Raw genomic sequence first — 25,054 nt, 5'->3', positions numbered from 1 at the left:
TAGAACTCCTCTAAAGAAGTTTACTTTAGAGGAGTTTTTATGTGCAGAAAAACCGTATAAATCACGAAGTTTTCTGTGTTTCATTTTTTCTCGTACTGATAAACACGCCTACTCCAAGAATAAGAATAATCCCTGCTGTCTGATAGATGCCGAGACCGACATTTAAGAGGACCACGGATGTCAGTACTGCGGATACAGGCTCAAGGAGTCCTAATATTCCCGCTTCCGTTGAACTGATGTATTTCATACTCGTGATATATAAATAGAAGGCGAGTGTTGTCCCGAGCAGTATGGACAGAACCAGTATAATGACCTGCATTGCCGACCAGTCAAATGAGAAATCAAATACCCATATCGGATGAATGAAGTTCATAATAATACCGCCTGCGAGCATCGAGCCGCCGACGAGCTGCAGGGGATGAATTACCTGCAGCAGCACTGGTGCATGAAGCGTGTAATAAGCAAGTGCAACACCGGATGCAAGACCGAACATCAATGCAACGGGCGAGACTGCAAGGTTCGTCAGATTGCCGTTTGTGGCAATTAGAATAACTCCGATAATCATTGCACCGATTATAAAGGCTTCAGTTTTTGTCCAGGGTCTGTATTTTTTCATCACTGCATACAGAATAATGTATATAGGACCGGTACACTGCAGTACAGTTGCAATTGCAGCATTGCCGTAGCCTATTGTCGCCATAAATGTATACTGAACCATCGTCATGCCGAAGATGGAATATATGGAAAACATGAGCACTGTATGTTTATTCCATACAGTACGATGTTTCTTGCGGAAAAATAAAGTGTATATAGATAATAGGATAATACCGCTGATCGTCAGCCTGGCTGTAACGTACCAGTTGACGTCGACCGGTGTCTCGGTAAATATATAATCGGACGCAGTACCTCCGATTCCCCACAGCGAGGCGCCGATAATAACAAAAATTAATCCTTTAGCATGCAGTGAATTTTTCATAGCAGTCCCGCCTTTTATTCATTTTTCAAACCCATATACTGCAGACGGCTGTTAAACAGCTTCGGATACGATAAATACCCCACCATCACGGAAGCTGCAGTTGCGTTTGTAAGTATTAAAAATAATATGAGCAGCTGATACATGACAGCTTCCATCGGCGCCGCGCCACCGATAATCAGTCCGCTCATCATGCCGGGAAGCTGTACGAGCCCGATTGTTTTCTGTGATTCTATTGTCGGTATCATACTCGTTTGAATCGCTGATTTTAAACTGCGGGAAACCGCGTGTTTCGGCTGGCCGCCGAAGGATAAAATAAGCTCTATCATTTCTTCACTGTTCTCAAGTTCATCGGTAAACTTACTGACGAACAATAACGACAGCACCATGCAGTTACCGATAATCATGCCGCTGATTGGAATAATCTGTTCGGGTTCAAAATCGAGAATACCGAACAGCAGCATAATGCTCATTGAAACAGCTTCGACTGCTGTCAGCGTTAAAATAATAATCCATGTTATGCCGGGAATACGCGTGCCTTTCTTAATCACATTCTGACTGGCGGCACCAATCATCACAATAATCATTAAGATCATATAAATACTGCTGTCACTGTCAAAGACGAAGGTGAGTATCACACCGACAATAAGCAGCTGGACAATTGAACGCACTGAAGCGATTACGATATCTTTCGTTAAACCGAGCTTCAGTACAATCGCAATAGCGAGAGGAATGATAACAAAGACGCCGGACAGGAGAAGTTCCTGAAAACCCATCACCGTTCCCCCTTTAAAAATTGCTGTATAAAAGTATTATTTGAATTATATAAACTTTCTATCGGCCCCTGGAGCAGCAGTTCGCCACTGTTTAAGAACCAGATATCATCACTGACGCGTTCAGCCTGGGCAAGGTCATGTGTTACCCAAATAACAGTCAGTCCGTGTTCTTGCTGCAGCTTCATTACGAGCCGTTCAATCTCTCTGACGAGTGTGTAATCAAGGCTTGATGTAATTTCATCAAGCAGCAGTACTTCCGGACGAGAGACAAAGGTCCGGGCTAATGAAATACGGCTTTTCTCTCCTCCGGATAAGGTGTTTATTTTACGGTATAAAAAATCTTCACTAAGTTCTACCATGCTGAGAAGATTTGCCGCACGTTCCTGACTCAGCTTGTCATTAAATATTTGAAGCGGCAGATTTAAATTATCGTATACGGTGCCTGCGAACATCGGTGCGCTTTGAAATGCCATGCCGGCTCTTTTTCTGAGACCGGTAATATCTATATTTTTAATATCTTCACCGCGGTAAAATACACTGCCGGAATCAGGAGAGAGTAAACCGTTAATATGTTTCAGGCAGGTAGTCTTGCCTGCACCGCTCGGGCCGATAAAAGTCGTAATTTTATTTTCTCTGAAAAAACCCGATATATTACGGAGTATTTCCTGATGGCTGACATTTTCAAACTGAATAATCTCCATGATTAATATCCTCCAATGTAAATGTGCTAAAATGAAGTAAGGTGATTTAATGATTTATATAGGACTGACAGGGTGGGGCGACCACGATTCGCTGTACACCGAGCTTTCAAATAAAAAAGATAAGTTAATTACATATGCTTCACATTTTCCAATCGTTGAGCTTGATTCAACATACTACGCAGTACAGCGGCAGTCAACGATAGAAAAATGGTGCGACCAGACACCGGAAACTTTCAAATTCGCAGTAAAAGCCCACCAATTTATGACGGGGCACAGCGATTACAGAGGTCACTATGATTCTATTAAGGATGTCTTTGCCGCGTACAGGGAAATGCTGATGCCTATGTTTCACAGAAACAAACTCGCATTTGTTCTGCTGCAGTTTCCGCCATGGTTTGACTGCGGCAGCAAAAACATCCGCTATGTAAAATTTGCGGCGGACCTGCTGAAACCTTTTAAAGTCGCAGTGGAGTTCCGCAACCAGACATGGTTCAGTGATGAATATAAGGAAGATACACTGGAATTTCTGCACGACAGCGAAGTAATTCACAGTATATGCGATGAGCCGCAAGCAGGAATCGGTTCAGTTCCTTTTATTAACCGCGTCACAGATGATACTGCATTTATCCGTCTGCACGGCCGCAATCTTCATGGCTGGACGCAGCAGAACCGGACTTCGGAAGAGTGGCGGGAGGTCCGTTATTTATATAATTATAACAGACAGGAACTGGAGTGGTTACAAAAACAGGTCAATATACTCCAGCATAAAACAAAGGATATTTATATCGTTTTTAATAATAACTCAGGAGGGCATGCGGCCGGCAACGCAAAACAGCTGATCAGCATGCTGGGTATAGAGTACAGCGGGCTTGCACCGAAGCAACTGAAATTATTCTAAGGGGCTGGAGTCATGGAATTTATCGTTCTTTTACTGATAGGTCTGCTTTCTTCAATACTGGGCTCGCTCGTCGGTATCGGCGGGGGTGTTATTGTTGTTCCGGCCCTGATGTTTTTTGGTCTTGAGCTCGGCCTGCTGCCGGCAATAACACCCCAGACTGCTGTCGGGACATCGAGTATGCTGCTGATATTCACGGGCATGAGTGCGATGATTTCATATGCGCGCAATAAGCAGGTGGATAGAGAGAACGGCATTTTATTTCTGATTGGACTGATGCCGGGGGCGTTCGCGGGATCTTATGCCAGCAGTTTATTTACGGTGGACAGCTTTAATCTGTATTTCGGTGTATTTCTAATTTTTATCAGTATACTTCTCGTTATCAGAAAGAAAATTAAACCGATGAAAGTATTCCAGAATCCTAAGTACTTAAAACCGCACCGTGATAATATGGGTAACATTTACCATTACGGATTTCCGCCTTATCTTGCAATTACGATAACTTTTTTCGTCGGATTTATAACGGGTCTGTTCGGTATAGGAGGCGGGGTTCTGATGACTCCGCTCATGCTGATGGTTTTCAGAATGCCGCCGACAATTGCTATCGGCACGAGCATGATGATGGTATTTTTCTCAGGTGTATCATCAGCCTTCGGCCACGTGCTCCAGAATAACGTCGTTTATACGTATATACTGATGCTCGTTCCTGCTGCTATCATCGGAGCGACTGCCGGAGTTAAAATTAATCAGCGGTTCAATTCGGACGGTTTAGTAGTACTGCTCCGGACCGTCCTGTTTATACTCGGTGCATACTTGATTTTACAAACAATTCTTTAAGGAGTGCTCGTATGGAAGTGAAAATTTATCATACTAATGATATACACAGTGCATTACATAATTATATGAAGTTTACGAGCTTCATAAAAAATAAAAGACGACAGTACAGAAATAATATGTTTTATGTCGATATCGGCGACCATGTTGACCGTTCACATCCTTATACAGAAGCGACGCTCGGAAAGGGCAATATCGAATTGTTGAATAATGCAACGTGCGACGTAGCGACACTCGGGAATAATGAAGGAATCACGCTGACCAAAGAGCAGCTGAAGCATTTATACGATGATGCAGAGTTCGATGTCATCTGTGCCAATCTGCGTGAAGCAGGAAGTAAACAGCCTTATTTTAAACCGTATACTATAAAGGAAACCGGCGGGATAAAAATCGGATTCATTGCAGCAACAGTTGAGTTTACTCCATTTTATCTGGCACTGGATTGGGAAGTGGCAGATGCTTTTGACTGGATAGAAAAATATTTAAGGGAACTCGAACCAAAGGTGGACGTTATTGTTATGATGAGTCATCTCGGTATGTATGACGACGAGACTCTGGCTAATAGATTTCCTGAAATTGATTTAATTTTATCATCCCATACGCATCACTATTTTGAAAAAGGAGAGCGCGTTAATGGTGTGCTGCTTGCAGCAGCCGGGAGATACGGTGAATATATCGGGGAAGTCACTCTCACTTTTGAAAATGGCAGGCTTACCGCGAAAAAAGCTGCGCTGATTGAATCAGATATCTTATCCCAGGTCGAAAACGATTATTATGATATAGGCAAAGCCAAATTAAAAAATACAGTCATTAAAGAAGCGGCACTGCCGATAGACCGGCGACTTTATTCGGTTGGACGCTTCAGCTCGCTCCTTGCGTATATACTTAAAGATTTTACGGCCAGTGATGCAGGGCTCATTCATACGGGACTTATTGCGAGTCCGTTTGAAGGGGGAGCACTGACTGAATATGACTTGCATAAAGTGCTGCCGCACGCCATTAATGCTGTTCAAATAGAGTTGACTGGACGCGAGATGAAAGAAATATTTACCCAGGCGAACCGTCAGGAGTATAAAGATGAAATCGTGCGCGGTCTCGGCTTCAGAGGAGACATTTTCGGCTGTTTTGTAACGAATAATATCCAGTATATCCAATCGGAACGCGAGTATTATATCGATAACGAACTCATCGATGAGAAGAAAAAATATAAGCTTGGAACGCTTGATATGTACACTTTCGGCAGGATTTTCCCGCAGTTCAGATATTCGAAAAAGGAGTATATTATGCCGGACCTGCTGCGCGATCTTGTAAAAAATTATATAGAATGTTTATAGTTTTTTAAAACCGGGATATGCTATAATGTTAAGTAATCAAATAAATAAAGTAGAGGTTGCTCTTTTCAACAGTAAAGTATTTCAGCAGGCATGCGTTTAAGGATACTTGAAAGGGACAAGAGCCGAAGGATGATACCGGCAGGTATTTGTTCTGGGGTTCAGTTTAACAGGCTGGACACTGTCAGTTACATGATGCGCTACATTTAATAGATAAATCATAAATGCGTGCACTGTCAGCGTATTTATGATTTTTTTTATTGAAAAAATTTAGGAGGAAGAAAAATGGAGTCATTTTTAAATTGGGAATATATGCCGCTGATCCCGCCATTAATTACACTCATACTCGTAGTAATAACAAGAAGAGTAGGCATCAGTCTCGGTGCGGGAATTATTACATCAGCCTTCGTTATTGCGAATGGACACTTTGGAGAATTTTTTAAACTGCTGTTCGATTCGTTTCTCGGCATATTTATTGAAGACGGCGGACTGAACACATGGAATGCCTACATATTAATATTTTTAACACTGCTCGGAATTATGACAGCATTTATGAATATGTCAGGCGGCGCGCGAGCGTTTACGAATTGGGCGCTGACAAAAGTTAAAACGCGCCGCGGTGCAGGTTTTATGACTGCAGTGCTTGGAATTATAGTGTTTATCGATGATTACTTCAGTGCTTTAATTGTCGGACAGGTTGCTAAGCCGATCACTGATAAATATAATATTTCGCGGGCAAAACTTGCTTATTTCGTCGATACGACAGCATCACCGGTAGCCGTTATGTCACCGGTATCGAGCTGGGGTGCAGGTATTATGGGAATGACAGCACCGATATTAATCGGTGCTGGAATGACACATATATCACCCTTTCAGAGTTTTATGTATATGATTCCAATGAACTTTTATGTTATCTCGGCACTTGTTATGATGTTTATCGTTATTTCTTTTAAACTGGATATCGGTCCGATGAAGAAACAGGAGGACCTGGCTATTAACGAAGGAATATTACGTGATAAAGTGCCTGAATTTGCAGAACAGGATGAAGACCTGCCTGTGCATGATGGTGCAGGTGCCAGCGCCTTAATTATTCCGATTGCAGGACTTGCTGTCGGAGTAATCGGAGCGATGTATGTGACCGGTGCGATGGAAGCAGGGACCTGGAGTCTGATGCCTGTGCTGGAAAGTACCCTCGTGACACATTCACTGCTTACAGGAGGCATTATCGGTCTCGTGCTTGCACTGTTCTATTACTTCAGACATACGAGAAATGATAATGAATTCAGCAAGAGACATGTCTGGCTCGGTATTAAAACAGGATTTTTCGCGATGTTTCCGGCTATGCTTATACTGACTTTTGCCTGGATGATCGGCGGGTTAATCAGTGAACTCGGCACCGGCGGCGTTCTTGGTTCAATGGTGGAAAACTCAAGCCTTCCAGTAGCGCTGCTGCCGGCAGTAGTATTTATTGTTGGTTGCTTTATGGCACTTGCTACAGGTACAAGCTGGGGTTCTTACGGCATACTGATTCCTGTTGCTGGAGAAATTATTATTGCACTTGGTGCAACGGAATTACTCCTCCCGTCAATCGCAGCTGTACTTGCAGGCGGTGTATTTGGAGACCACTGTTCACCGATTTCCGATTCGACAATTCTGTCTTCTACCGGTTCCGGCAGCGATCATATTGTCCACGTTATGACACAGTTGCCGTATGCTTTAACTTCAGCTTTAATCGGACTGCTCGGCTTTGTTGTGCTCGGATATACAGCTAACGTATACTTTGGTTTGCTGAGCGTTATAATCGGCTTGCTTGTAGTTTATATTATTGCTAAATTTATCTACCGCCCGGTAGCTAAACAAAACGCATAATGGTAAAAATTGTGATATCATGAATGTATCAGTTTGATTAAAGGGTGTGCGTCTATGATTACAATTGATCATATGAACTTTGAACTCGTGGAGAACTACCGCGATGCATTTAATGAAGAGCTTTTTATCGAAAAATACAGCGAGCTATTGAACAAGTACGATTATATTGTCGGTGATGTCGGTTATGAAAAACTAAGACTTGCCGGTTTTTATAAAAATTCAAAACGTAAAGTGGAACCTGACAAGCGGGTAAATGCCATCCAGGAGTATCTGAATGAATACTGCAACTTTGGATGTGCATACTTTATTTTAAGGAAGGTTTCAAAGCATGAGTTAAAAGAGCAGGCTGAAGAGTCTGGCGAAGAAATTAAAGAAGAGGCGGGGTCGTAAAACCCGGCTTCTTTTTTGTATGATATGATAAGAAAGAATAATAATGATGAGGTGTAGAAATGTATTTTGTGGATAAAAATCTTTTAAACACGCGTCTCGACTACATTGAGGGACTGGCAGAAACGATTGATACCGATAATAACCTGGCGCTCGAGCGGGCATGTCATATGCTTATAGAAGCGACGGTGGATGTAGGCAATATGATTATCGATGCATTTATTTTAAGAGATCCGGGAAACTATCAGGATGTGCTGGATATTCTGGCCCAGGAAAAAGTTATAGGACCAAAAGATGCTGAGAAGTTTAAGAATACACTGAAGTGGAGAAAAGAGCTGACGAGAAATTACCAGTCGGTAGATCATGCCGCAATGCGCGCAGATTTCAAAGAGAATATCAGCGCCTATAAAAACTTTAAGGCGAGTATTGAGCACTTTTATAAAAATGACCCGCAAGCAGTCACAGCTTTCAGCAGTGATACAGATGTATAAAGGGTACTTAATAGATCTTGATGGTACAATGTTTAATGGTGATAAAGTTATTGAGGGCGCCGTGAACTTTATCGACCGTTTAAATAAGGCTGGTATACCCTATTTATTTCTGACAAATAATGCGACAAGACAGCCGTCTGAAATTCTGGAAAAATTTGAAAGTATGGGGTTTACGACGGCAATAAATCATATATATACTTCAGCTGACGCTATGAAAGCTTATCTGCAAGAGGCCTTTGACACACCGTCTGTATATATAATCGGCACGGAAAGTTTTAAAAATACACTGACGTATGATGGAACTGCTGTTTTTAATGATTATGCACCGGATGCTGTTGTAATGGGGCTCGACACATCGATTACTTTCGAGAAAATCCTTACCGCCTGCCGGCTGATCCAAAACGGAGCGCAGTTTCTCGCAACAAATCCTGATATAAAAATTAAAACATCTTACGGCTTCTCTCCGGGCAACGGATCATTCGCTAAACTGGTCAGCGAAGTGACGGGAGTAAGCCCGGTTATCACCGGGAAACCGAACAGCTATATTTTAACCGGGGCTTTAGCGCGTCTCAGCATGCTTAAAGAAGAAGTGGCGATGATCGGCGATAATTACGATACTGATATTATGACTGGAATTAATGGCGGTATCGATACAATTCACGTTAGCACCGGCGTTCATTCAAAAGAAGAAGTGATGAGTAAAAGAGTGCCGCCCGCGTATACGATTAGTACGCTTAACGACTGGAAGCTGTAAACTTATGAACCTTCATGTTAACCTTTAAATTTTTATGGTTAACATGAAGGTGCTTTCCTGTTATGATATAACTAAACTAAATAACAGGAGAAAAGATATGAAAACTAAACACCTTGTTTTTGCTGCTTTATTTACCGCGCTGATTGCAATTGGTGCGCAGATTAGAATACCGCTTGGACCGGTGCCATTTACAATGCAGATGCCGATGGTGCTGCTGGCCGGTATGCTGCTCGGAAAAAAACTGGGCCTCATTTCCATTATAGCTTATATCGGAATCGGCCTGATCGGCATTCCTGTTTTTGCAGGATCAGGCGGGCTTGGTTCTCTCGTTTCACCGTCTTTCGGATTTGTGCTTGGATTCATACCAGGGGTGGTAATCACTGCCATGGGCGGAAGTGAAGATATTAAAAGAATGATTGTTTTTACCCTGCTCGGCATGAGTGCGATATTTATATGCGGCGTATTGTACTTCTCGTTTATTATGAGTGCTGTAATTGGAACTCCGATGTCCTTAACTCAAATACTGATGGCTGCTGTCGTTCCGTTTATAATTAAGGACATTATTCTTGCAGTGCTGACTGTTATGTTTGCAAGGACTTTAATGGGAAGAGGACTGGTTCTGGCGTAAAAATAAGACTTTCAAATGATGGATTTTTAAGTGTCTTTCTATTATAATGTACTGTATACGAAGTAATGCTCATAAATTGATTGGAGTGAACTAAATATGGCAGTCAGTCAGGATACAATGTACGAACAAGTTGAAGAAGTATTAGATAAATTACGTCCGTTCCTTCTGCGTGATGGCGGAGACGTTGAACTCGTTGATGTTGAAGACGGTATTGTAAAGCTCAGACTTCTCGGAGCATGCGGAACATGCCCAAGTTCAACGATTACTCTTAAAGCCGGTATAGAACGTGCACTTCTTGAAGAAGTACCGGGTTTTGTTGAAATCGAGCAGGTATTTTAAATCGCAACTAGAGACAGACTGTCTCTAGTTTTTTTATTTTCAGAGGAGGAGAATGACCAATGTACACAATTGTAGAGTTTTGCAACGCTAATATGCAAAAAGGGACTCACGATGTGTATGCTCAGCTGGATGAAAATCCGGCAATCGATGTCGTCGATTATGAATGCACAAATAATTGCGGTTTGTGCAGCAAAAGTTATTTTGTTCTCGTAGACGGTGAAATCGTGGCTGCTAAAAACAGCGAGCAGCTGCTTGAAAAAACTTATAAGCGAATCGACAAAAATAATCAGGCATTAGATGAGTGAACTCATCGTTGGTGCTAACGTTTTTCGTGTAGTATAATTATGATATTGAGAATTTTGTAACAAAGTATTAAGAACAGGAGTGATTTTTATGTCATCAGTAACACTGACAGAAAGTGCGGCGTATGAAGTTAAAGATATGCTGGAAGCGAATGACATGGCAGAAGGCTTCCTGCGTTTTAAAGTACAGGGCGGAGGCTGCACAGGGTTAACGTACGGCATGGCAGCCGAGCATGAAGCAGCGGAACGGGATGAAGTTTTTGAATTCCACGGTGTTAAAGTGCTTGTTGATAAGTACGACCTCCCTGTCGTAGACGGTACTGTAATTGATTTTAAACAGTCGCTGATCGGCGGCGGTTTTACGATTGAAAATCCGAATGCAAGTCTGTCCTGCGGCTGCGGTTCATCATTTAGAACAAAGGAAAATGCGGGTGCGCCGGGAGACTGTTAAAATTAGTGAAAACGCTTGAAATATTAACATATAGTGCTAATATAATACTTGGTATAGAAACTGAAAGAACAATCTATAATTATATAAATTACATTAGCAGGAAGGGAAATAAATTATGAGCTATGAAAGAAAAAAGGTCTTAGTACTTGGTGCCGGTTATGCAGGCTTATCCACAGTCAGTAAACTGCAGAAAATTATCGGCGTACAAGAAGCGGATATTACTTTAATTAACAAAAATGAATATCATTATGAAGCTACATGGCTGCATGAAACAGCAGCAGGTTCAATGAACTGGGAAGAAGGCGTTTATCCGATTGCCAAAGTAGTGGATAACATGAAAGTCCGCTTTATCCCGGCTGAAGTAACTAAAATTGACCGCGATGCACAAGTGGTTGAAACAACTCAGGGTGAATTCAGCTTCGATACGCTTGTAGTGGCACTAGGTTTTGAAAGTGAGTCATTTGGTATTAAAGGGATGGATGAATTCGCAACGACAATCGTCAGCCCGGAAACTGCTGTAAGAACCCGTGAAGAAATTGAACAGAACTTTATCAATTACAAAACCTCCAAAGATTCTAAAGACCTGTCAATTCTTGTCGGCGGAGCAGGTTTTACAGGGGTGGAATTCCTCGGTGAACTTGTTGAAACACTTCCTGAGCTCTGCAAAGTGCACGGTATAGACTACAATCAAGTTAAAATCACTTGTGTAGAAGCAATGCCGACAATGCTGCCTATGTTCTCTGAGGAGCTAACTCAGCATGCAGTTAACTTCCTGGAATCACGCGGTGTAGAATTCATGCTTGGAACAGCTATTGTTGCTGCTAATGAAAACGGCTTTGTTGTTAAGGTGAACGATGAAGAAAAACAGCTTGAAGCTTCAAGTGTAGTATGGACAGCGGGTGTACGCGGCTCACGTCTGATGGAAGAATCTTTTGAAGGCGTTAAACGCGGACGCATTGTCGTTAAAGATGATTTAACGATTGATGGTTATCCGAATATCTTTGCTATCGGTGACGTAGCAGCTGTGATGAACGGAACAGGAGAAAACGCACGTCCATATCCGACAACGGCTCAAATTGCAATGCAGTTAGGCGAGCACACTGCTAAAAATATTAAGCTTAAGCTAAACGGTGAGAAAATGGAGCCGTTTGCCTATGACGACAAGGGAACTGTATGTTCACTTGGAGCAAAAGATGGCATCGGTGTAGTCTTAGGCCGTGAAATTAAAGGTAAGCCGGCAGCATTTATGAAGAAAGTCATCGATACGCGTGCAGTTCTGAAAATCGGCGGCGCAGTATTAGGTGTAACAAAAGGTAAATTCCTGTAATTTTAAAATTCAGCATTATGCATGGGTATATATAATGCCCATGCTTTTATTTTTTTGGAGGAAACAATTATGGCAATGAATATTGTTCAGCTTTTTATTTCTGTGCTGCTGTATTTTGTTTTATTTTATGGAATCAGTTTTATTTTGAACATGATTTTAAAAATGACATGGATTATGGCGTTCGTTTATCCGGTGATTGTCCTATGGATTATCGGAAGAGTTTCATTATTTGATTACATAGCAAGCCCTGGTGAATCATTCGGTATTTTATGGGAGAACACCGTTGGAATTTCAATTTATGATATTGTTATTTTAGGCAGCGGATTTATCGGAATCATTTTAGCGGGTATGACAATACGCTACTTAAGAAAAGCAGGTTATCAAATGTTTTAGGGGGAAGGCATTTTGAAAATTAAATTTGAAGAAAAATACGTTGCCGATGATTCGGCAATTGTTATCGGGTTACCTGAGAATATAAAAGAGTTAAAGAATTTTGATGAACTGGATACGTTATTAAATGGTCTGACAGAAGAAATGATTTCTGCCGGTGTACTGTCTCATGAATACGGTAAAGTTACGACGACAGGTGTTACTATCCAGCGGGGTTACCGTAAAGTAATAGCGGTCGGATTAGGTGACCCCGGGGAACTAACTGCCTTGAAAATACAAAAGGCTTTGGGTAAGTTATTCCAGTATATGGCTCTTGAGAAAGAAAATAAAGGTCAGTTTATTTTAGATACTTTTGCATTTGAAGCAGAAGAAACTGCTGATGCAGTCGGTATGATGTCCGCTGTCAGCAATCACGAGCTGACAGGTTACGATACATCTGACAACACGCAGTTTTACGATAAATTAGACGTTACTTTAGTGACAAAAGCAGACGTAAAAGAAAGCTTTAACCACGGAGCAGCACTCGGCAGCAGTATAGCACTTGCAAGAGATTACGCAACAATGCCGCCGAATCATTTATATCCGGAAAGTTTTGCCGATCAGCTCGCAATCAACTTCAAAGATCGTCCGTACATCAAAGGTGAAGTAAAAGATTTTGATACGCTGGTGCAGGAAGGATTCGGACTCCTGGCAGCAGTTGGCAAAGCATCTGTCAGAAAACCGCGCCTCGTGACGATTGAATATAAGCATCCCGATGCAGCCGATGATGCACCGATTGCATTAATAGGCAAAGGGATTACGTATGACTCCGGCGGTTATTCTCTTAAAACACGCACAGGAATGCGGTCTATGAAATACGATATGAGCGGAGCAGCGAACGTCGCAGGTATGATGGATGCAGTGTCGAAACTGGAACTGCCTGTGCATGTTGTTGCAGTGCTGGCGCTTGCTGAAAATATGGTGGACGGCAATGGCATGCGTCCAGATGATGTATATCAGTCACTGTCAGGAAAAACTGTTGAGGTATCAAATACAGATGCCGAAGGCAGACTTGTGCTGGCAGATGCTGTATACTATGCATCAACAAAATACAGTCCAAAAGTAATGCTGGATTTTGCTACGCTGACAGGTGCAGTGATACAGGCAATTGGCGAAGACCGCACCGGCGTATTTACAAATCAGGGCAGGAAGTTTATCAACAACCTTTTAATCAGCAGCAAAGTGACAGGTGAAGATATCTGGCATCTGCCGATATCGGATCTTGAAGATAATAGAGTAAAACAATCCGATATCGCCGACTTAATAAATGCGGACTTTAAACCGGGCGGAGCATCTTTTGCGGCTGCATTTATTAACCAGTTTACAGAAGATACACCATGGGTTCATTTTGATATTGCAGGAACGAGCAATACATCAGCTGCCACTCCGTTTGCTAAAAAAGGCTCTACGGGAGTAATGATCCGTACCATTATCGATTTAATAGAATCAGGTACACTGTATGAATAAGGGACTCCTTAAAACACTCGGTATATCTTTGACGGTCGATGAAATAGGGAAATGCGCAGTCGAAATGCCGATTACAGAAAAAGTACTGCAGCCATTCGGCTACGTACACGGCGGAGTGAATGTTGTTCTGGCCGAGACAGCCGCAAGCTTAGGCGCCTTTAAAATGATTGCCGAAGATGAGATTGCCTTTGGCATGGAGATTAATGCAAATCACCTGAAAGCAAAGCGCGAAGGTATACTGACAGCTACAGCGCTGCTTAAGCACGGCGGTTCAACATCACAAGTATGGGAAATTGAAGTGACGGATGAACAGGGTGAACTGATTGCACTCAGCAGATGTACTGTCGCGATAAGAAAAAAAAGATAGAATAAATAGAGATGAAGAGGGAATCCGGTTTCGGGTTCCTTTTTTTGTGTGCGGGAATTTAGTGTGTGGGGTTGGCATGATCGGGCTTCATATGTATCCGGCGGGGGTGCCAGATATAAATAAAACAAAAAAAGACCGGGACGGAAATGTTTCCGTCCCGGTCATAAATATATTAGTCGTCTAATTCTTTGTTTTTACTGCGTTCGATTTTTAATCTTGTAGTTTCTTCCGTTTCTACTTCAGATCCCGTTTCATCACGTTTCAATTCATTAAGAATTGTCAGCTGATACGGTTCAACATCAGAGTGGAAGGCACTTCTCGCGATAAGGTGTGCACCAACAGGTGCTGAAATGAAAATGAAAAGAACGGCCAGCAGCAGCTGTGTATCAAATGCTGCCTGATAGTATGCAAAGTATATAAATACTCCGATTAAAGTCATACCAACTCCAAGTGTCGAGCTCTTTGATGCTGCATGCAGTCTTGTGTATGTATCCGGCAGACGGATAACACCAATTGCAGCAACAAGTGTGAAGAAGGCGCCGGCGAGTAAGAACAGTGCGATAAGACTAACTATTATTATCTCTGTCATTTTCAATAATCACACCTTTCTCGAGGAATTTGGCGAAGCCGATTGTAGCGATAAATCCAATCATACCGATGAGCATAATAACCACCAGCATGTATGATGTATCAAGCGCCATAGATACGAGACCGATCATTCCCATCAGCGTGACACCAAATGCATCGAGTGTAATTACTCTGTCATGCAGGGTCGGCCCCTTTATAACTCTGTATATCATGCCGAGCATTGCAAATGCGAAGATAATAATACTAATGATTACGACTATATTGATAAAGTTTGTCATGGTTTAGCCACCTCTTTGATAACATTTTCAAAAGAAGTTTTAATGTTTTCAATTTCCGCATCTGCATCTTCCATATCCAGACCGTGAATGTAAATAATTGAGTAATCTTCTGAAATCGCTACAACTACTGTACCAGGTGTCAGTGTAATTAAGGTTGACAGCAGTGCAACTTCCCATTCTTCTTCCAAGTCATTCGGGTAAGCATAGAACCCCGGATGAATATCAATTTTAGGAGATACTACAATACGTACCACTTCAAGATTTGCTTTTATCAATTCGATAATAAAAACAAAGAGGAGACGAATCATCCAGTACAGCCGTTTTAAGTAAAAACGACCCGGCAGGAAGTTGCGGAGAATGTAAACAGCAACCAGACCGATAATATAACCAGTAACAAATGTTCCTATAGTGAATTCGGCATTCATAAACACCCATAAAAATGCCAGGACAATATTAATTAAGAGTTGAAATGACAATTATTCCACCCCCATCAAATAGTTAGAATACGATGACGGATTGTAGAATGCTTCAGCCGCCATTTCAAAGGCCGGGAATAAAAAGTCAGCTGAAAGCCCAAAGACAGTTGAAACGATAACGAGACCAATAGCTGAGAACAGCAATTTATCCGATTTAATATCTTTAAGTTCAATCGGCTCTGACGGTTCTCCCCAGAATACTTTAATGAATACTTTCATAATACTGTATAAAACAATCAAACTCGACAGCAGCACGATTATTGCTGAAAAAGTATGGCCGTTGTCAAAAGCAGATTCTACGATATACAGTTTACCGAAGAATCCCGGAAACGGCGGTACCCCTGCCAGGGACAGGCCGGCGATAAAGAATGTCCAGCCCACGACAGGATGCTGTTTTATAAGTCCGCCGAGATCTGCAGCATCGTTCTTCCCTGTACGGTAAATTATAAAACCGACGAGCAGGAACAGCGCTGCTTTAATGATCATATCGTGGATTAAATAATACATGCCGCCGATAGTTCCGGCGTAATCCATCATCGAGAAACCGACGATAATGACTCCGATTGCAATCATAATGTTATAAATAATAACTTTTTTCATATCCGTATATGCTAGTGCTCCTATACAGCCGGCGACAATAGTGAGGAGCGCAAGCAGCAGCAGCACCTGATGGGTATAAGCTGTATCGCTGGTAAAGAACAGTGAAAATGTTCTTGCAATCGCGTAAACTCCTACTTTAGTCAGCAGAGCGCCAAACAGTGCAATGACCGGCATCGGAGGAGCACTGTAAGAACCCGGCATCCAGAAATAAAGCGGGAACAGTCCGGCTTTTGTAGCAAAAACGAATATAAAGACAACTGCAACAAGTGTCATAATAGCGAGGCTGCCATCGTAATTGGATAGTTTAATATGAATATCAGCCATATTTAACGAACCTGTAACTGAATACAGGTAGGCAAGTCCTATAAGAAAGAAGTTTGATGACACGATGTTTACAACGAGATATTTAAAACCTTCCTGAAGCTGGATTTTCCGGCTTCCGAGAGTAATTAAAACATAGGAGGCAAGAAGGAATACTTCGAAAAATACGAACATATTAAAAATGTCTCCTGTTGTAAAAGCACCGTTTATCCCGGTAATCATAAACATGACCATAGGATAATAGTAATATCTTTCTCTCTCGTATCCGATGGACTGGAATGAGTAGATAACAACGAAAAACATTACGAGTGATGTTGTAAAGACAAGCAGCGCGGCAACCATATCATAAACGACACTGATACCGAATGGTGCCGACCAGTTACTGATGAATGTTACCATCGCTCCGTTCTTGTATACATAATAGATGTTAAATGCTGCAATACCAACCATCATGAGTCCGGTGACAGCCGACACCATACGGTGAGGTATCGGACGCTTTCCGATAAACAGCATGATGACGCCGGCTATAAACGGAAGAATGATAGGGAGCATGGGTAATATGTTAGTCGTCATGTGGAACTCCTTTCATATCTTCAGTGTTATCTGTGCCGAGTTCTTTATAATTTCTGAGCAGCAGTACAAGACTGTAAGCAGTCAGTGCGAATGAAATAACAATCGCTGTCAGAATCAAGGCCTGGGGCAGGGGATCTGAATACGTACTTACGGTATCATCCAGAACCGGCACGTTGCCGCGTTTTAGCTGTCCCATTGTCAGAATCATCAAATGTACACCATGTGACAAAATGGATACACCGACGATAACTCTGAGAACACTCTTTGAGAGAATTAAATAGGTCGCACTGGCGATTAAGATGCCCGATAAAATAATAGTGACGAGTTCCATTATTTCTCTGTCCCCCCAACCAATGTGACAATCAGGAGCGATGTGCCCGCAACAGTAAGGAAGACACCAACATCAAAAATTACGGCTGTGTGCAGGGCAACTTCACCAAATACCGGCACGGTTACATAGGTGTGCTGGTGGGTGAAGAAGGGTGCACCGAAGAGAAACAGCAAGGTCGGCACTACAATTGCCAGCGCGAGTCCGAGACTTATCATTAAATGAAAGTTTACCGGAATCATTTTCTTAACTGTTTCATAATCATATGCCATGAGCAGAAGTATAATGGCGGAGGCAGCAAGCAGACCGCCGACAAAACCGCCGCCCGGTGTGTAGTGCCCTGCCAAAAATAAGTTTACCGAGAACAGCAGGATGATGAGAAAAATCACTTTAGAAGTGAACTGGATAAACACATCATTCATCTGGCGCTGTACTTTGTTGTAACCGGCTCTTTTAAGCGTGCTCTTCATTTTCATCATCCTTTCTTGATACTTTAGCTTTCATTAATGCATAAATTCCAATTCCAGCGATTCCGAAGACCAGAGTTTCCATTAAGGTATCGTAACCACGGAAGTCAACGAGTATAACGTTAACCATATTTCCCCCGGCTGCGAGATCGTAGACATGATCGATATGATACTGACTGATGGAATCGAACAGCCTGTTTGAATATGCCGCGAGTCCGAAAAGTATAACGATTGCGCCGACACCGGCAGAAACGATAAAGTTCGTAAATTTAAATTTGATACTTTCTTCGTGTTTTGATTTCTTCGGCAGATGATAGAAACATACAAGGAATAAAGTAGTTGTTACTGTTTCTATAGCAAGCTGAGTCAAAGCAAGGTCCGGTGCCCTGAAGAATGCAAAAAACAAGGCTACTGAAAATCCTATAGCTCCGAGCATAATTATGGAAACCATGCGTGAGCGGGTCATCATTATTATTGCAAGCGAGACGAGGATAATCAGTACAAGAGCCATATCCTGAATACCGACATCAGCGAAATCACCGAATGTAATCGGCAGTCCTGTGTAGAAAGTGGTAACTATGCCGAAGATGACAAAGAATCCGAAAATATAAACCATGTAATCTCTCAGGAAACCAGTCATTACGTTTTCTTCTGCTTTAGCAGAACCAAGCTGGCTGTAGATGAGACCCTGGTCGTATAAATGATTCAGGGTAAATTGTTCTTTATGGTACTCGTAGATAAACATCCAGCTGTTTCTGAATATATAAAGTGCTGTACCGATAACGACTATTGCAACTGTAGCCCACAGGGCAGGATTATTCCATCCGTGCCAGTGTGAAATTTCAGTATTCAGCGCTGTATCCGTTCCCAATATACTCATTGCTGCAGGATCGATAATAGTGCCTGAGAGAATATTAGGGAACAGCCCAAAAATAATCACGAGTGCTGATAAAATAATTGGTGATGCAAGCATCAGCTTCGGTGCTTCATGCGGTTCTTTTGGTGTTTTGTGAGTGCGTTTACCGAAGAAGACCCCGTGAATTAATTTAATAGAATAAACAAATGTAAATACACTGCCGATAATAGCGAGAACTGGGAACAGTATGCTCCAGTCAGCTAAAGCGCTGAAATTTGCCTGGCTAATTTCAAACATAGCTTCTAAAAACAGTTCTTTCGACAGGAAACCGTTAAACGGAGGAATACCCGCCATCGATAAGGCTGTAATCAGCGTCATCGTAAATGAAATAGGCATAAGTGTCATGAGGCCGCCGAGTTTACGCATGCTGCGTGTTCCCGTTTCGTGGTCTAGAATACCCGCAACCATGAACAAGGCGCCTTTAAAAGTGGCGTGGTTAATAATATGAAACACTGCCGCAACCACTGCAACTGTAAAAATCTGTTCGTCCGCGCCTGTTGCAACTGCAAGAGCGCCGACACCGAGAAGACTCATTATCATACCGAGCTGAGACACGGTGGAGAAGGCAAGTATACCTTTTAAGTCATCCTGCTTCACCGCGTTAAATGAAGCCCACAGCAAGGTGACCAGACCGACGGTTAAAATCAGCCATACCCATAATTCGCTGAAGGCGAAAACAGGTGTAAATCTGGCAACCAGGTACAGTCCTGCTTTAACCATTGTAGCGGAGTGCAAGTACGCACTGACCGGTGTAGGAGCTTCCATAGCATCCGGCAGCCAGATGTAGAAAGGGAACTGTGCCGACTTCGTAAATGCTCCGAGCAGCACTAAGATAACCGCGATTGGAGCAAGCGGACTTGCCGTAATTAAATCAACATTGGCAATTATTTCTCTAATGCTGAATGTTCCTGTAATCAGATATAAAATGATAAATCCGCCGAGCATCATAAATCCGCCGAAGAAAGTAATCAGCATTGATTTTTGTGCACCGTATATCGATTTCTCTTTAGTAAACCAGAAAGCGATTAAGAGGAAACTGGAAATTGATGTCAGTTCCCAGAAGAAATACAGCATTAGAATATTATCGCTTAAAACTAAGCCGAGCATAGCAGTCATAAAAATAAGCAGATAGACATAAAAATTGCCAAGTTCTTCTTCTTTGGATAGGTAACTGATAGAATATAAAACTACCAGTGAGCCAATACCAGAAATCAGTATTGCAAATAGTAAGCCGAGACCATCTATGTAAACGTCAAAATTCAACCCGATACGGGGCATTAAATTTAATGTATGATGGAAAACTTGATTATTGGCAATAGAGGGTATTAAGCTAAATAAGTATGCGACTATCACAGTCGGAATAGGCAAAACAAACCAACCGAGATGTACATCTTTAACATACCTGTATATTATTGCGATAGCGACCGCAGCAATAACAGGCAAAAATATTGCTAAATGTATCAATGTCAAAGTGTATCCTCCTCTAACGTTATTATATTTAACCATTATACATTAATATTAATTGTAAATAAACGCTTAGGGTTTGAAATTTTCGACTATTCTCGTATACTGTATATATGGTAGCAAGTGGTATGAGAATTAAAATGTTTAAGTTTTAATTTCAATATTACTGGTGCTTATATGAAATTAATAAAATTTTTCAGGAGGCCAAATTTATGGCATATTCACAATTAACAACTGAGCTTTTAGAAGGCGAAACAAAAGCGGTAATCAAGACTAATATGGGTGACGTAACAGTTAAACTTTTAAATAATGTCGCACCTAAAACTGTAGAAAACTTTGTTACACATGCGAAAAATAAGTATTATGATGGTTTAATTTTCCACAGAGTCATTAAAGATTTCATGATTCAGGGCGGAGATCCGACAGGCACAGGCATGGGCGGAGAAAGTATCTGGGGCCAGGCTTTTGAAGATGAATTTTCAACAGATGCATTCAACCTCTACGGTGCTTTGTCTATGGCAAACGCAGGACCGAATACTAACGGTTCACAGTTCTTTATTGTTCAGCTGAAAGACGTACCATCAGATATGGTATCGCAGCTTGAAGGCGCGGGCTACCCGGCTGAAATTATTGAAAGCTATAAAAAACACGGCGGCACGCCTTGGCTCGATCAGAGACACACTGTATTCGGCCAGGTTATCGAGGGCATGGATATTATTGAAAAGATTGCTGATGTTAAGACGGGAAGACAGGATAAGCCTGTTGAAGATGTAATTATCGAAACAATTGAAGTAACAGAATAATATATAAATGAAAGTGCACAGTCTGGTAATAATGAAGGCTGTGCACTTTTTTCTTAAAAAGTATCACAAATTAGTCATTATTATATTATTTAAATCAGAAAACACTCTGATATACTTATCTGTGTAAAGGTGAGTGATTTAAAAATGATGCCATTCCTTTATTTCCCGGAAGATAAAACGGAATATATTCCAGCGCTTATCATGTTACTTCTTTTTATATTACTTGCGTTTATCGTGTATAAACTTATTAAAAAATATTCGCGCAACGAAGAAGAGAAGATGAGAGATTTCGAAGAAAAAGTTCTCGAAAGACTCGAACATGAGCATAAGGATGACTCCACACGGAAATAGTGATTCAATTAATATAAACGATCTATTATTTCTGTGTGCGACCTTAGAGTCCTGCAGATTTACATAACTTATATGAAAAATACGCGCACATATGCCAGCCTGGTATGTGTGTTTTGCTGTGTGATTTTTTTGGCTACTTGATTCATTTATGTTAAAATGGTGTTGGATTTAACAAAGAAGTAAATAAGTAGGGATAACATGGCAAAAAAATACCGGATCGGCCAGTTCGTCAAGGTTAAAATTACTGGTATTCAGTCGTACGGTGCTTTTGTCAAAACTCCTGATAATCGTGATGGTCTGATCCATATTTCCGAAGTGATGAACGATTACGTTCACGATGTGAACCAATATTTATCCAAAGGCCAAATAGTAAAGGCTAAAATTGTCAGCATTGATGAAAACGGTAAAATCAGCTTATCATTGAAAGAAAATGAATACTTCAAGAACGAAGAGAAGAAAAGAGATAAGCGTTCTGTATTAGAAAAGATCAAAGATACCGAAAAATACGGTTTCCAGACTCTGGCAGAAAGAATGCCTGTCTGGATAGAAGAGGCAAAAGAACGTATGAAAGATTAATACCAGTAGCAGAACCTGTGAATTTCACAGGTTTTTTGTTTTTTCTTGGATGAATTTATATTCATATTAAATTCGTAAATTCCAATGAAAATGTAGTCTGAAAAGTATAAATCACCGCTTATTTGTATACGTTTTCAAATATGATAAACCCCATTGTAAAGCACTCTAATAAAATTCTTGAAAATAAAGTTGATTACAGGCATGATGGATATGAATACATATTTAATAATGTATATTTAAATAGTTTTTTAAACATAAAAAGGGGGAGAATGAAATGAAAAGTGAAGAAATCATCAAAGAGACAGAACGGTATGATACGAATATATACAAACCGCTGCCGATTGTAATTTCAGAAGCAGAAGGGGTGTGGGTGAAAGATCCGGAAGGCAATAAGTATATGGATATGCTGAGTGCATATTCTGCCGTTAACCAGGGACACCGTCATCCGAAAATTATCCAGGCGCTGAAAGATCAGGCAGATAAAGTAACACTGACGTCGAGATCATTCCATGTCGACTGCCTTGGAGACTGGTTCGAAAAGCTCAGTGAAATATCAGGGAAAGCCCGGGTTCTGCCCATGAATACAGGGGCTGAAGCTGTCGAGTCGGCAATTAAAGCTGCCAGACGCTGGGCATATGAAGTTAAAGGAGTACCTGATAATCAGGCTGAAGTTATAGCGATGAAAAATAATTTCCACGGCAGAACGATGATTCCTATGTCGATGTCATCAGAGCCGGAATACCGGAGAGGGTTTGGGCCGCTTGGGGACGGATTCCAAATTGTTAATTACGGTGATGCGGAAGCGCTGGAAGATGCGATTAATGATAATACAGCAGCTGTGATTTTAGAACCGATTCAGGGGGAAGCGGGTGTCAATATTCCGCCGTCAGGCTACCTGAAAGAAGTCAGGGAAATTTGTGACCGCAATAATGTGCTGTTTATCTCTGATGAAATTCAGGCAGGACTCGGCAGGGCTGGAAAAATGTTTGCGACAGACTGGGATGAAGTTGTTCCGGATATGTATATTTTAGGAAAAGCACTTGGCGGCGGAGTATTCCCTGTGTCTGTTGTGCTTGGTGACGACGAAGTGCTCGGAGTGCTGAATGAAGGATCACACGGATCAACTTTTGGCGGCAATCCTTTGGCAGCCCGAGTATCGGAAGCAGCGCTCGATGTTATTATAGATGAAAAACTTTCAGAACGTTCCCTGGAACTTGGAGAGTACCTGCTTAGTGAATTGAAAAAAATAGAACACGAGTCTATTGTAGATATACGCGGCAAAGGGCTGTTTATCGGCCTCGAACTGAATAAAAGTGCGCGCAGATTCTGCGAGCAGCTGAAAGATGAAGGCGTCCTCTGCAAAGAAACTCACGGCACGGTAGTAAGATTCGCACCGCCGCTTATCGTAACCAAAGATGAACTCGACTGGGCCCTTAACAGAGTTAAAAAAGTTTTTAACAAAGATACTTTCTAAAAAATTTCTTTATGATACAATATTAATTGAAAACAGTTACAAAAAGAGGCGGATAAAATGTCAGAAGAAATTAGTTTAGTTGAATCTACCCAGCGAATCATCAAAGAGGCGCTGGATAAGCTTGGTTATAATGATGATATGTATCAGTTGATTAAAGAGCCGTTGCGTTCATTAAAAGTGCGTATTCCAGTAAAAATGGATGACGGATCAGTTAAAGTATTTACAGGCTTCCGTGCACAGCATAACGATGCAGTGGGTCCTACCAAGGGCGGAGTGCGTTTCCACCCGAGCGTTTCAGAAGATGAAGTTGTAGCGTTATCTATGTGGATGACACTAAAAGCAGGTATTGTTAATCTGCCTTACGGCGGAGGTAAAGGCGGGATTATCTGTGACCCGCGCGAAATGAGCATGGATGAAGTTGAAAGATTGTCACGCGGCTACGTTCGTGCGATATCTCAAATCGTTGGACCGACTAAAGATATTCCTGCACCTGACGTATTCACAAACTCGCAGATTATGGCGTGGATGATGGATGAATACAGCGCAATTGACCAGTTCAACTCACCTGGTTTTATTACCGGTAAACCATTGGTGCTCGGCGGTTCGGAAGGCCGCGACAGAGCGACAGCACTCGGTGTTGTAATCTGTCTTGAAGAAGCACTTAAGAAACGCGATATGAAGATAGAAGATATTCGCATTGTCATTCAGGGATTCGGTAACGCAGGAAGTTTCCTGTCTAAATTCCTCTTTGACAAAGGTGCGAAAATCGTAGGTATTTCAGATGCTAACGGTGCACTTCACGATCCAGAAGGTCTGGATATTGACTATCTATTAGAACGCCGCGACAGTTTTGGTATGGTGACAAATCTGTTTGACGATGTGTTATCGAACGATGAGTTATTCTCATTAGACTGCGATGTTATTATTCCGGCAGCAATTGAAAATCAGATTACTGAGGAAAATGCTCCGAATATTAAAGCGCAGATTCTGTGTGAAGCAGCTAATGGACCGACTACTACTGAAGCGACACGCATCCTGACTGAAAGAAACGTTCTGATTGTACCGGACGTACTTGCATCAGCAGGCGGAGTAACAGTATCTTACTTTGAGTGGGTACAAAACAACCAGGGTTATTACTGGAGTGAAGATGAAGTAAACGAGAAAATGGAACAAAAACTCGTTGCTGCATTTAACGAAATCTATGACCTTCACGAAAACCGTCAAATCGATATGAGACTTGCAGCATTTATCGTAGGTCTTAAACGTACCGCAGAAGCTTCACGCTACCGCGGATGGGCGTAAAAAATTATTTTAAAGACAAAACCTTTTTATGGGTTTTGTCTTTTTTTATTGGAGATTGCCGGCCTTATCTCATCAAAGAGCGTTTTTCATTGCAGGCTTCTCTCAACTAAGCCTCAGAACTAAAAAAATTTAAAAGCTTTGTTATCCCCGGTAAATGTTGTGATATAAAGGCTTCAACCTATTGGTTAAGATTTAATTTTCAGACAAATTAAATTT

The 25,054-nt window shown here is 41.6% G+C and carries 30 protein-coding genes and 1 riboswitch; of the genes, 20 read left to right on the top strand and 10 right to left on the bottom strand.

What is annotated here, in order from left to right; genetic code table 11:
* Window positions 1–61: 61 nt before the first annotated feature.
* The 3 genes from DFR63_RS10935 to DFR63_RS10925 are packed head-to-tail and all read right to left on the bottom strand — an operon-like array spanning window position 62 to window position 2,450.
* On the bottom strand, window positions 62–976 hold the full coding sequence (locus DFR63_RS10935; protein ID WP_115885982.1) for a DMT family transporter: 915 nt from the start codon (window positions 974–976) through the stop codon (window positions 62–64).
* Window positions 977–990: 14 nt separating this feature from the next.
* Complete coding sequence (locus tag DFR63_RS10930; RefSeq protein ID WP_115885981.1) at window positions 991–1,749, bottom strand: ABC transporter permease; 759 nt, start codon at window positions 1,747–1,749, stop codon at window positions 991–993.
* Window positions 1,749–2,450: an ABC transporter ATP-binding protein gene (locus DFR63_RS10925; protein ID WP_115885980.1), complete on the bottom strand. Its 702-nt coding sequence runs from the start codon at window positions 2,448–2,450 to the stop codon at window positions 1,749–1,751. Before DFR63_RS10925 ends, DFR63_RS10930 begins: the two co-directional genes overlap by 1 nt.
* 49 nt (window positions 2,451–2,499) lie before the next feature.
* Here DFR63_RS10925 and DFR63_RS10920 point away from each other — a divergent pair, with 49 nt between their 5' ends.
* From DFR63_RS10920 to DFR63_RS10850, 15 genes are all read left to right on the top strand, one after another.
* On the top strand, window positions 2,500–3,348 hold the full coding sequence (locus DFR63_RS10920) for a DUF72 domain-containing protein (RefSeq protein ID WP_115885979.1): 849 nt from the start codon (window positions 2,500–2,502) through the stop codon (window positions 3,346–3,348).
* 12 nt (window positions 3,349–3,360) lie between these two features.
* Entirely contained in the window at window positions 3,361–4,182 is an 822-nt protein-coding gene (locus DFR63_RS10915; RefSeq protein ID WP_115885978.1) for a sulfite exporter TauE/SafE family protein, read from the top strand.
* Window positions 4,183–4,193: 11 nt separating this feature from the next.
* Window positions 4,194–5,513, top strand: coding sequence for a bifunctional metallophosphatase/5'-nucleotidase (locus DFR63_RS10910; RefSeq protein ID WP_115885977.1), 1,320 nt, complete (start codon window positions 4,194–4,196; stop codon window positions 5,511–5,513).
* Between the two features lie 42 nt (window positions 5,514–5,555).
* Window positions 5,556–5,721, top strand: a riboswitch (Lysine riboswitch).
* 74 nt (window positions 5,722–5,795) lie between these two features.
* Window positions 5,796–7,379: a Na+/H+ antiporter NhaC family protein gene (locus tag DFR63_RS10905; protein WP_115885976.1), complete on the top strand. Its 1,584-nt coding sequence runs from the start codon at window positions 5,796–5,798 to the stop codon at window positions 7,377–7,379.
* A gap of 54 nt (window positions 7,380–7,433) precedes the next feature.
* Window positions 7,434–7,769: a YutD family protein gene (locus DFR63_RS10900; protein ID WP_115885975.1), complete on the top strand. Its 336-nt coding sequence runs from the start codon at window positions 7,434–7,436 to the stop codon at window positions 7,767–7,769.
* A gap of 59 nt (window positions 7,770–7,828) precedes the next feature.
* Window positions 7,829–8,257: a DUF86 domain-containing protein gene (locus DFR63_RS10895; protein WP_115885974.1), complete on the top strand. Its 429-nt coding sequence runs from the start codon at window positions 7,829–7,831 to the stop codon at window positions 8,255–8,257.
* Complete coding sequence (locus DFR63_RS10890) at window positions 8,250–9,011, top strand: TIGR01457 family HAD-type hydrolase (protein WP_115885973.1); 762 nt, start codon at window positions 8,250–8,252, stop codon at window positions 9,009–9,011. Before DFR63_RS10895 ends, DFR63_RS10890 begins: the two co-directional genes overlap by 8 nt.
* Before the next feature lie 97 nt (window positions 9,012–9,108).
* The gene (locus DFR63_RS10885; protein WP_115885972.1) at window positions 9,109–9,639 is read left to right on the top strand and encodes a biotin transporter BioY; all 531 of its coding nucleotides are present in this window, start codon (window positions 9,109–9,111) and stop codon (window positions 9,637–9,639) included.
* Window positions 9,640–9,735: 96 nt separating this feature from the next.
* Window positions 9,736–9,978: a NifU family protein gene (locus tag DFR63_RS10880; RefSeq protein ID WP_026859969.1), complete on the top strand. Its 243-nt coding sequence runs from the start codon at window positions 9,736–9,738 to the stop codon at window positions 9,976–9,978.
* A 59-nt stretch (window positions 9,979–10,037) separates the two neighbouring features.
* Window positions 10,038–10,283, top strand: coding sequence for a DUF1450 domain-containing protein (locus tag DFR63_RS10875; RefSeq protein WP_115885971.1), 246 nt, complete (start codon window positions 10,038–10,040; stop codon window positions 10,281–10,283).
* Between the two features lie 88 nt (window positions 10,284–10,371).
* The gene (locus DFR63_RS10870; protein WP_115885970.1) at window positions 10,372–10,731 is read left to right on the top strand and encodes a HesB/IscA family protein; all 360 of its coding nucleotides are present in this window, start codon (window positions 10,372–10,374) and stop codon (window positions 10,729–10,731) included.
* Window positions 10,732–10,846: 115 nt separating this feature from the next.
* Window positions 10,847–12,058 carry an NAD(P)/FAD-dependent oxidoreductase gene (locus DFR63_RS10865; protein ID WP_115885969.1) on the top strand — a complete coding sequence of 404 codons (1,212 nt, stop codon included), beginning with the start codon at window positions 10,847–10,849 and terminating at the stop codon, window positions 12,056–12,058.
* Between the two features lie 75 nt (window positions 12,059–12,133).
* Window positions 12,134–12,451 (top strand): YuiB family protein, encoded by a 318-nt coding sequence (locus DFR63_RS10860; protein WP_115886038.1) that lies wholly within the window; start codon window positions 12,134–12,136, stop codon window positions 12,449–12,451.
* A gap of 12 nt (window positions 12,452–12,463) precedes the next feature.
* Window positions 12,464–13,954, top strand: a complete 1,491-nt coding sequence (locus tag DFR63_RS10855) for a leucyl aminopeptidase family protein (RefSeq protein WP_115885968.1) — start codon at window positions 12,464–12,466, stop codon at window positions 13,952–13,954.
* Window positions 13,947–14,321: a PaaI family thioesterase gene (locus tag DFR63_RS10850; protein WP_115885967.1), complete on the top strand. Its 375-nt coding sequence runs from the start codon at window positions 13,947–13,949 to the stop codon at window positions 14,319–14,321. The genes DFR63_RS10855 and DFR63_RS10850 overlap by 8 nt, the downstream gene beginning before the upstream one ends.
* 172 nt (window positions 14,322–14,493) lie before the next feature.
* Here DFR63_RS10850 and mnhG read toward each other — a convergent pair whose 3' ends face one another.
* Genes mnhG through DFR63_RS10815 form a run of 7 tightly spaced genes read right to left on the bottom strand, consistent with a single transcriptional unit; the run spans window position 14,494 to window position 20,338 of the window.
* Window positions 14,494–14,910 carry a monovalent cation/H(+) antiporter subunit G gene (gene mnhG / locus DFR63_RS10845; protein WP_115885966.1) on the bottom strand — a complete coding sequence of 139 codons (417 nt, stop codon included), beginning with the start codon at window positions 14,908–14,910 and terminating at the stop codon, window positions 14,494–14,496.
* On the bottom strand, window positions 14,888–15,187 hold the full coding sequence (locus DFR63_RS10840) for a Na(+)/H(+) antiporter subunit F1 (RefSeq protein ID WP_115885965.1): 300 nt from the start codon (window positions 15,185–15,187) through the stop codon (window positions 14,888–14,890). The genes mnhG and DFR63_RS10840 overlap by 23 nt, the downstream gene beginning before the upstream one ends.
* Window positions 15,184–15,663, bottom strand: coding sequence for a Na+/H+ antiporter subunit E (locus tag DFR63_RS10835; protein ID WP_115885964.1), 480 nt, complete (start codon window positions 15,661–15,663; stop codon window positions 15,184–15,186). The genes DFR63_RS10840 and DFR63_RS10835 overlap by 4 nt, the downstream gene beginning before the upstream one ends.
* Window positions 15,664–17,157: a Na+/H+ antiporter subunit D gene (locus DFR63_RS10830; protein WP_115885963.1), complete on the bottom strand. Its 1,494-nt coding sequence runs from the start codon at window positions 17,155–17,157 to the stop codon at window positions 15,664–15,666.
* Window positions 17,147–17,488 carry a Na(+)/H(+) antiporter subunit C gene (locus tag DFR63_RS10825; RefSeq protein WP_115885962.1) on the bottom strand — a complete coding sequence of 114 codons (342 nt, stop codon included), beginning with the start codon at window positions 17,486–17,488 and terminating at the stop codon, window positions 17,147–17,149. The genes DFR63_RS10830 and DFR63_RS10825 overlap by 11 nt, the downstream gene beginning before the upstream one ends.
* Window positions 17,488–17,955, bottom strand: a complete 468-nt coding sequence (locus DFR63_RS10820) for a Na(+)/H(+) antiporter subunit B (protein WP_115885961.1) — start codon at window positions 17,953–17,955, stop codon at window positions 17,488–17,490. Before DFR63_RS10820 ends, DFR63_RS10825 begins: the two co-directional genes overlap by 1 nt.
* Complete coding sequence (locus DFR63_RS10815; RefSeq protein WP_115885960.1) at window positions 17,939–20,338, bottom strand: Na+/H+ antiporter subunit A; 2,400 nt, start codon at window positions 20,336–20,338, stop codon at window positions 17,939–17,941. Before DFR63_RS10815 ends, DFR63_RS10820 begins: the two co-directional genes overlap by 17 nt.
* 206 nt (window positions 20,339–20,544) lie before the next feature.
* Between DFR63_RS10815 and DFR63_RS10810 the strand changes: the two genes are divergently transcribed.
* The 5 genes from DFR63_RS10810 (at window position 20,545) to DFR63_RS10790 (ending at window position 24,838) form a co-directional block, all read left to right on the top strand.
* Window positions 20,545–21,135 carry a peptidylprolyl isomerase gene (locus tag DFR63_RS10810; protein ID WP_115885959.1) on the top strand — a complete coding sequence of 197 codons (591 nt, stop codon included), beginning with the start codon at window positions 20,545–20,547 and terminating at the stop codon, window positions 21,133–21,135.
* 144 nt (window positions 21,136–21,279) lie between these two features.
* Window positions 21,280–21,486 carry a hypothetical protein gene (locus tag DFR63_RS10805; protein ID WP_115885958.1) on the top strand — a complete coding sequence of 69 codons (207 nt, stop codon included), beginning with the start codon at window positions 21,280–21,282 and terminating at the stop codon, window positions 21,484–21,486.
* A gap of 198 nt (window positions 21,487–21,684) precedes the next feature.
* A complete protein-coding gene (gene ygs / locus DFR63_RS10800; RefSeq protein WP_115885957.1) occupies window positions 21,685–22,062 on the top strand; it encodes a S1 domain-containing post-transcriptional regulator Ygs in 378 nt (125 codons plus the stop codon).
* Window positions 22,063–22,336: 274 nt separating this feature from the next.
* On the top strand, window positions 22,337–23,536 hold the full coding sequence (locus DFR63_RS10795; protein ID WP_115885956.1) for an ornithine--oxo-acid transaminase: 1,200 nt from the start codon (window positions 22,337–22,339) through the stop codon (window positions 23,534–23,536).
* Window positions 23,537–23,593: 57 nt separating this feature from the next.
* A complete protein-coding gene (locus DFR63_RS10790) occupies window positions 23,594–24,838 on the top strand; it encodes a Glu/Leu/Phe/Val family dehydrogenase (RefSeq protein ID WP_115885955.1) in 1,245 nt (414 codons plus the stop codon).
* Window positions 24,839–25,054: the final 216 nt, after the last annotated feature.

Source organism: Jeotgalicoccus halotolerans (assembly GCF_003387165.1).
Taxonomy (GTDB): domain Bacteria; phylum Bacillota; class Bacilli; order Staphylococcales; family Salinicoccaceae; genus Jeotgalicoccus; species Jeotgalicoccus halotolerans.
Note: the sequence above shows the minus strand (reverse complement) of the source record. Positions and strands in the feature narration are given on the sequence as shown.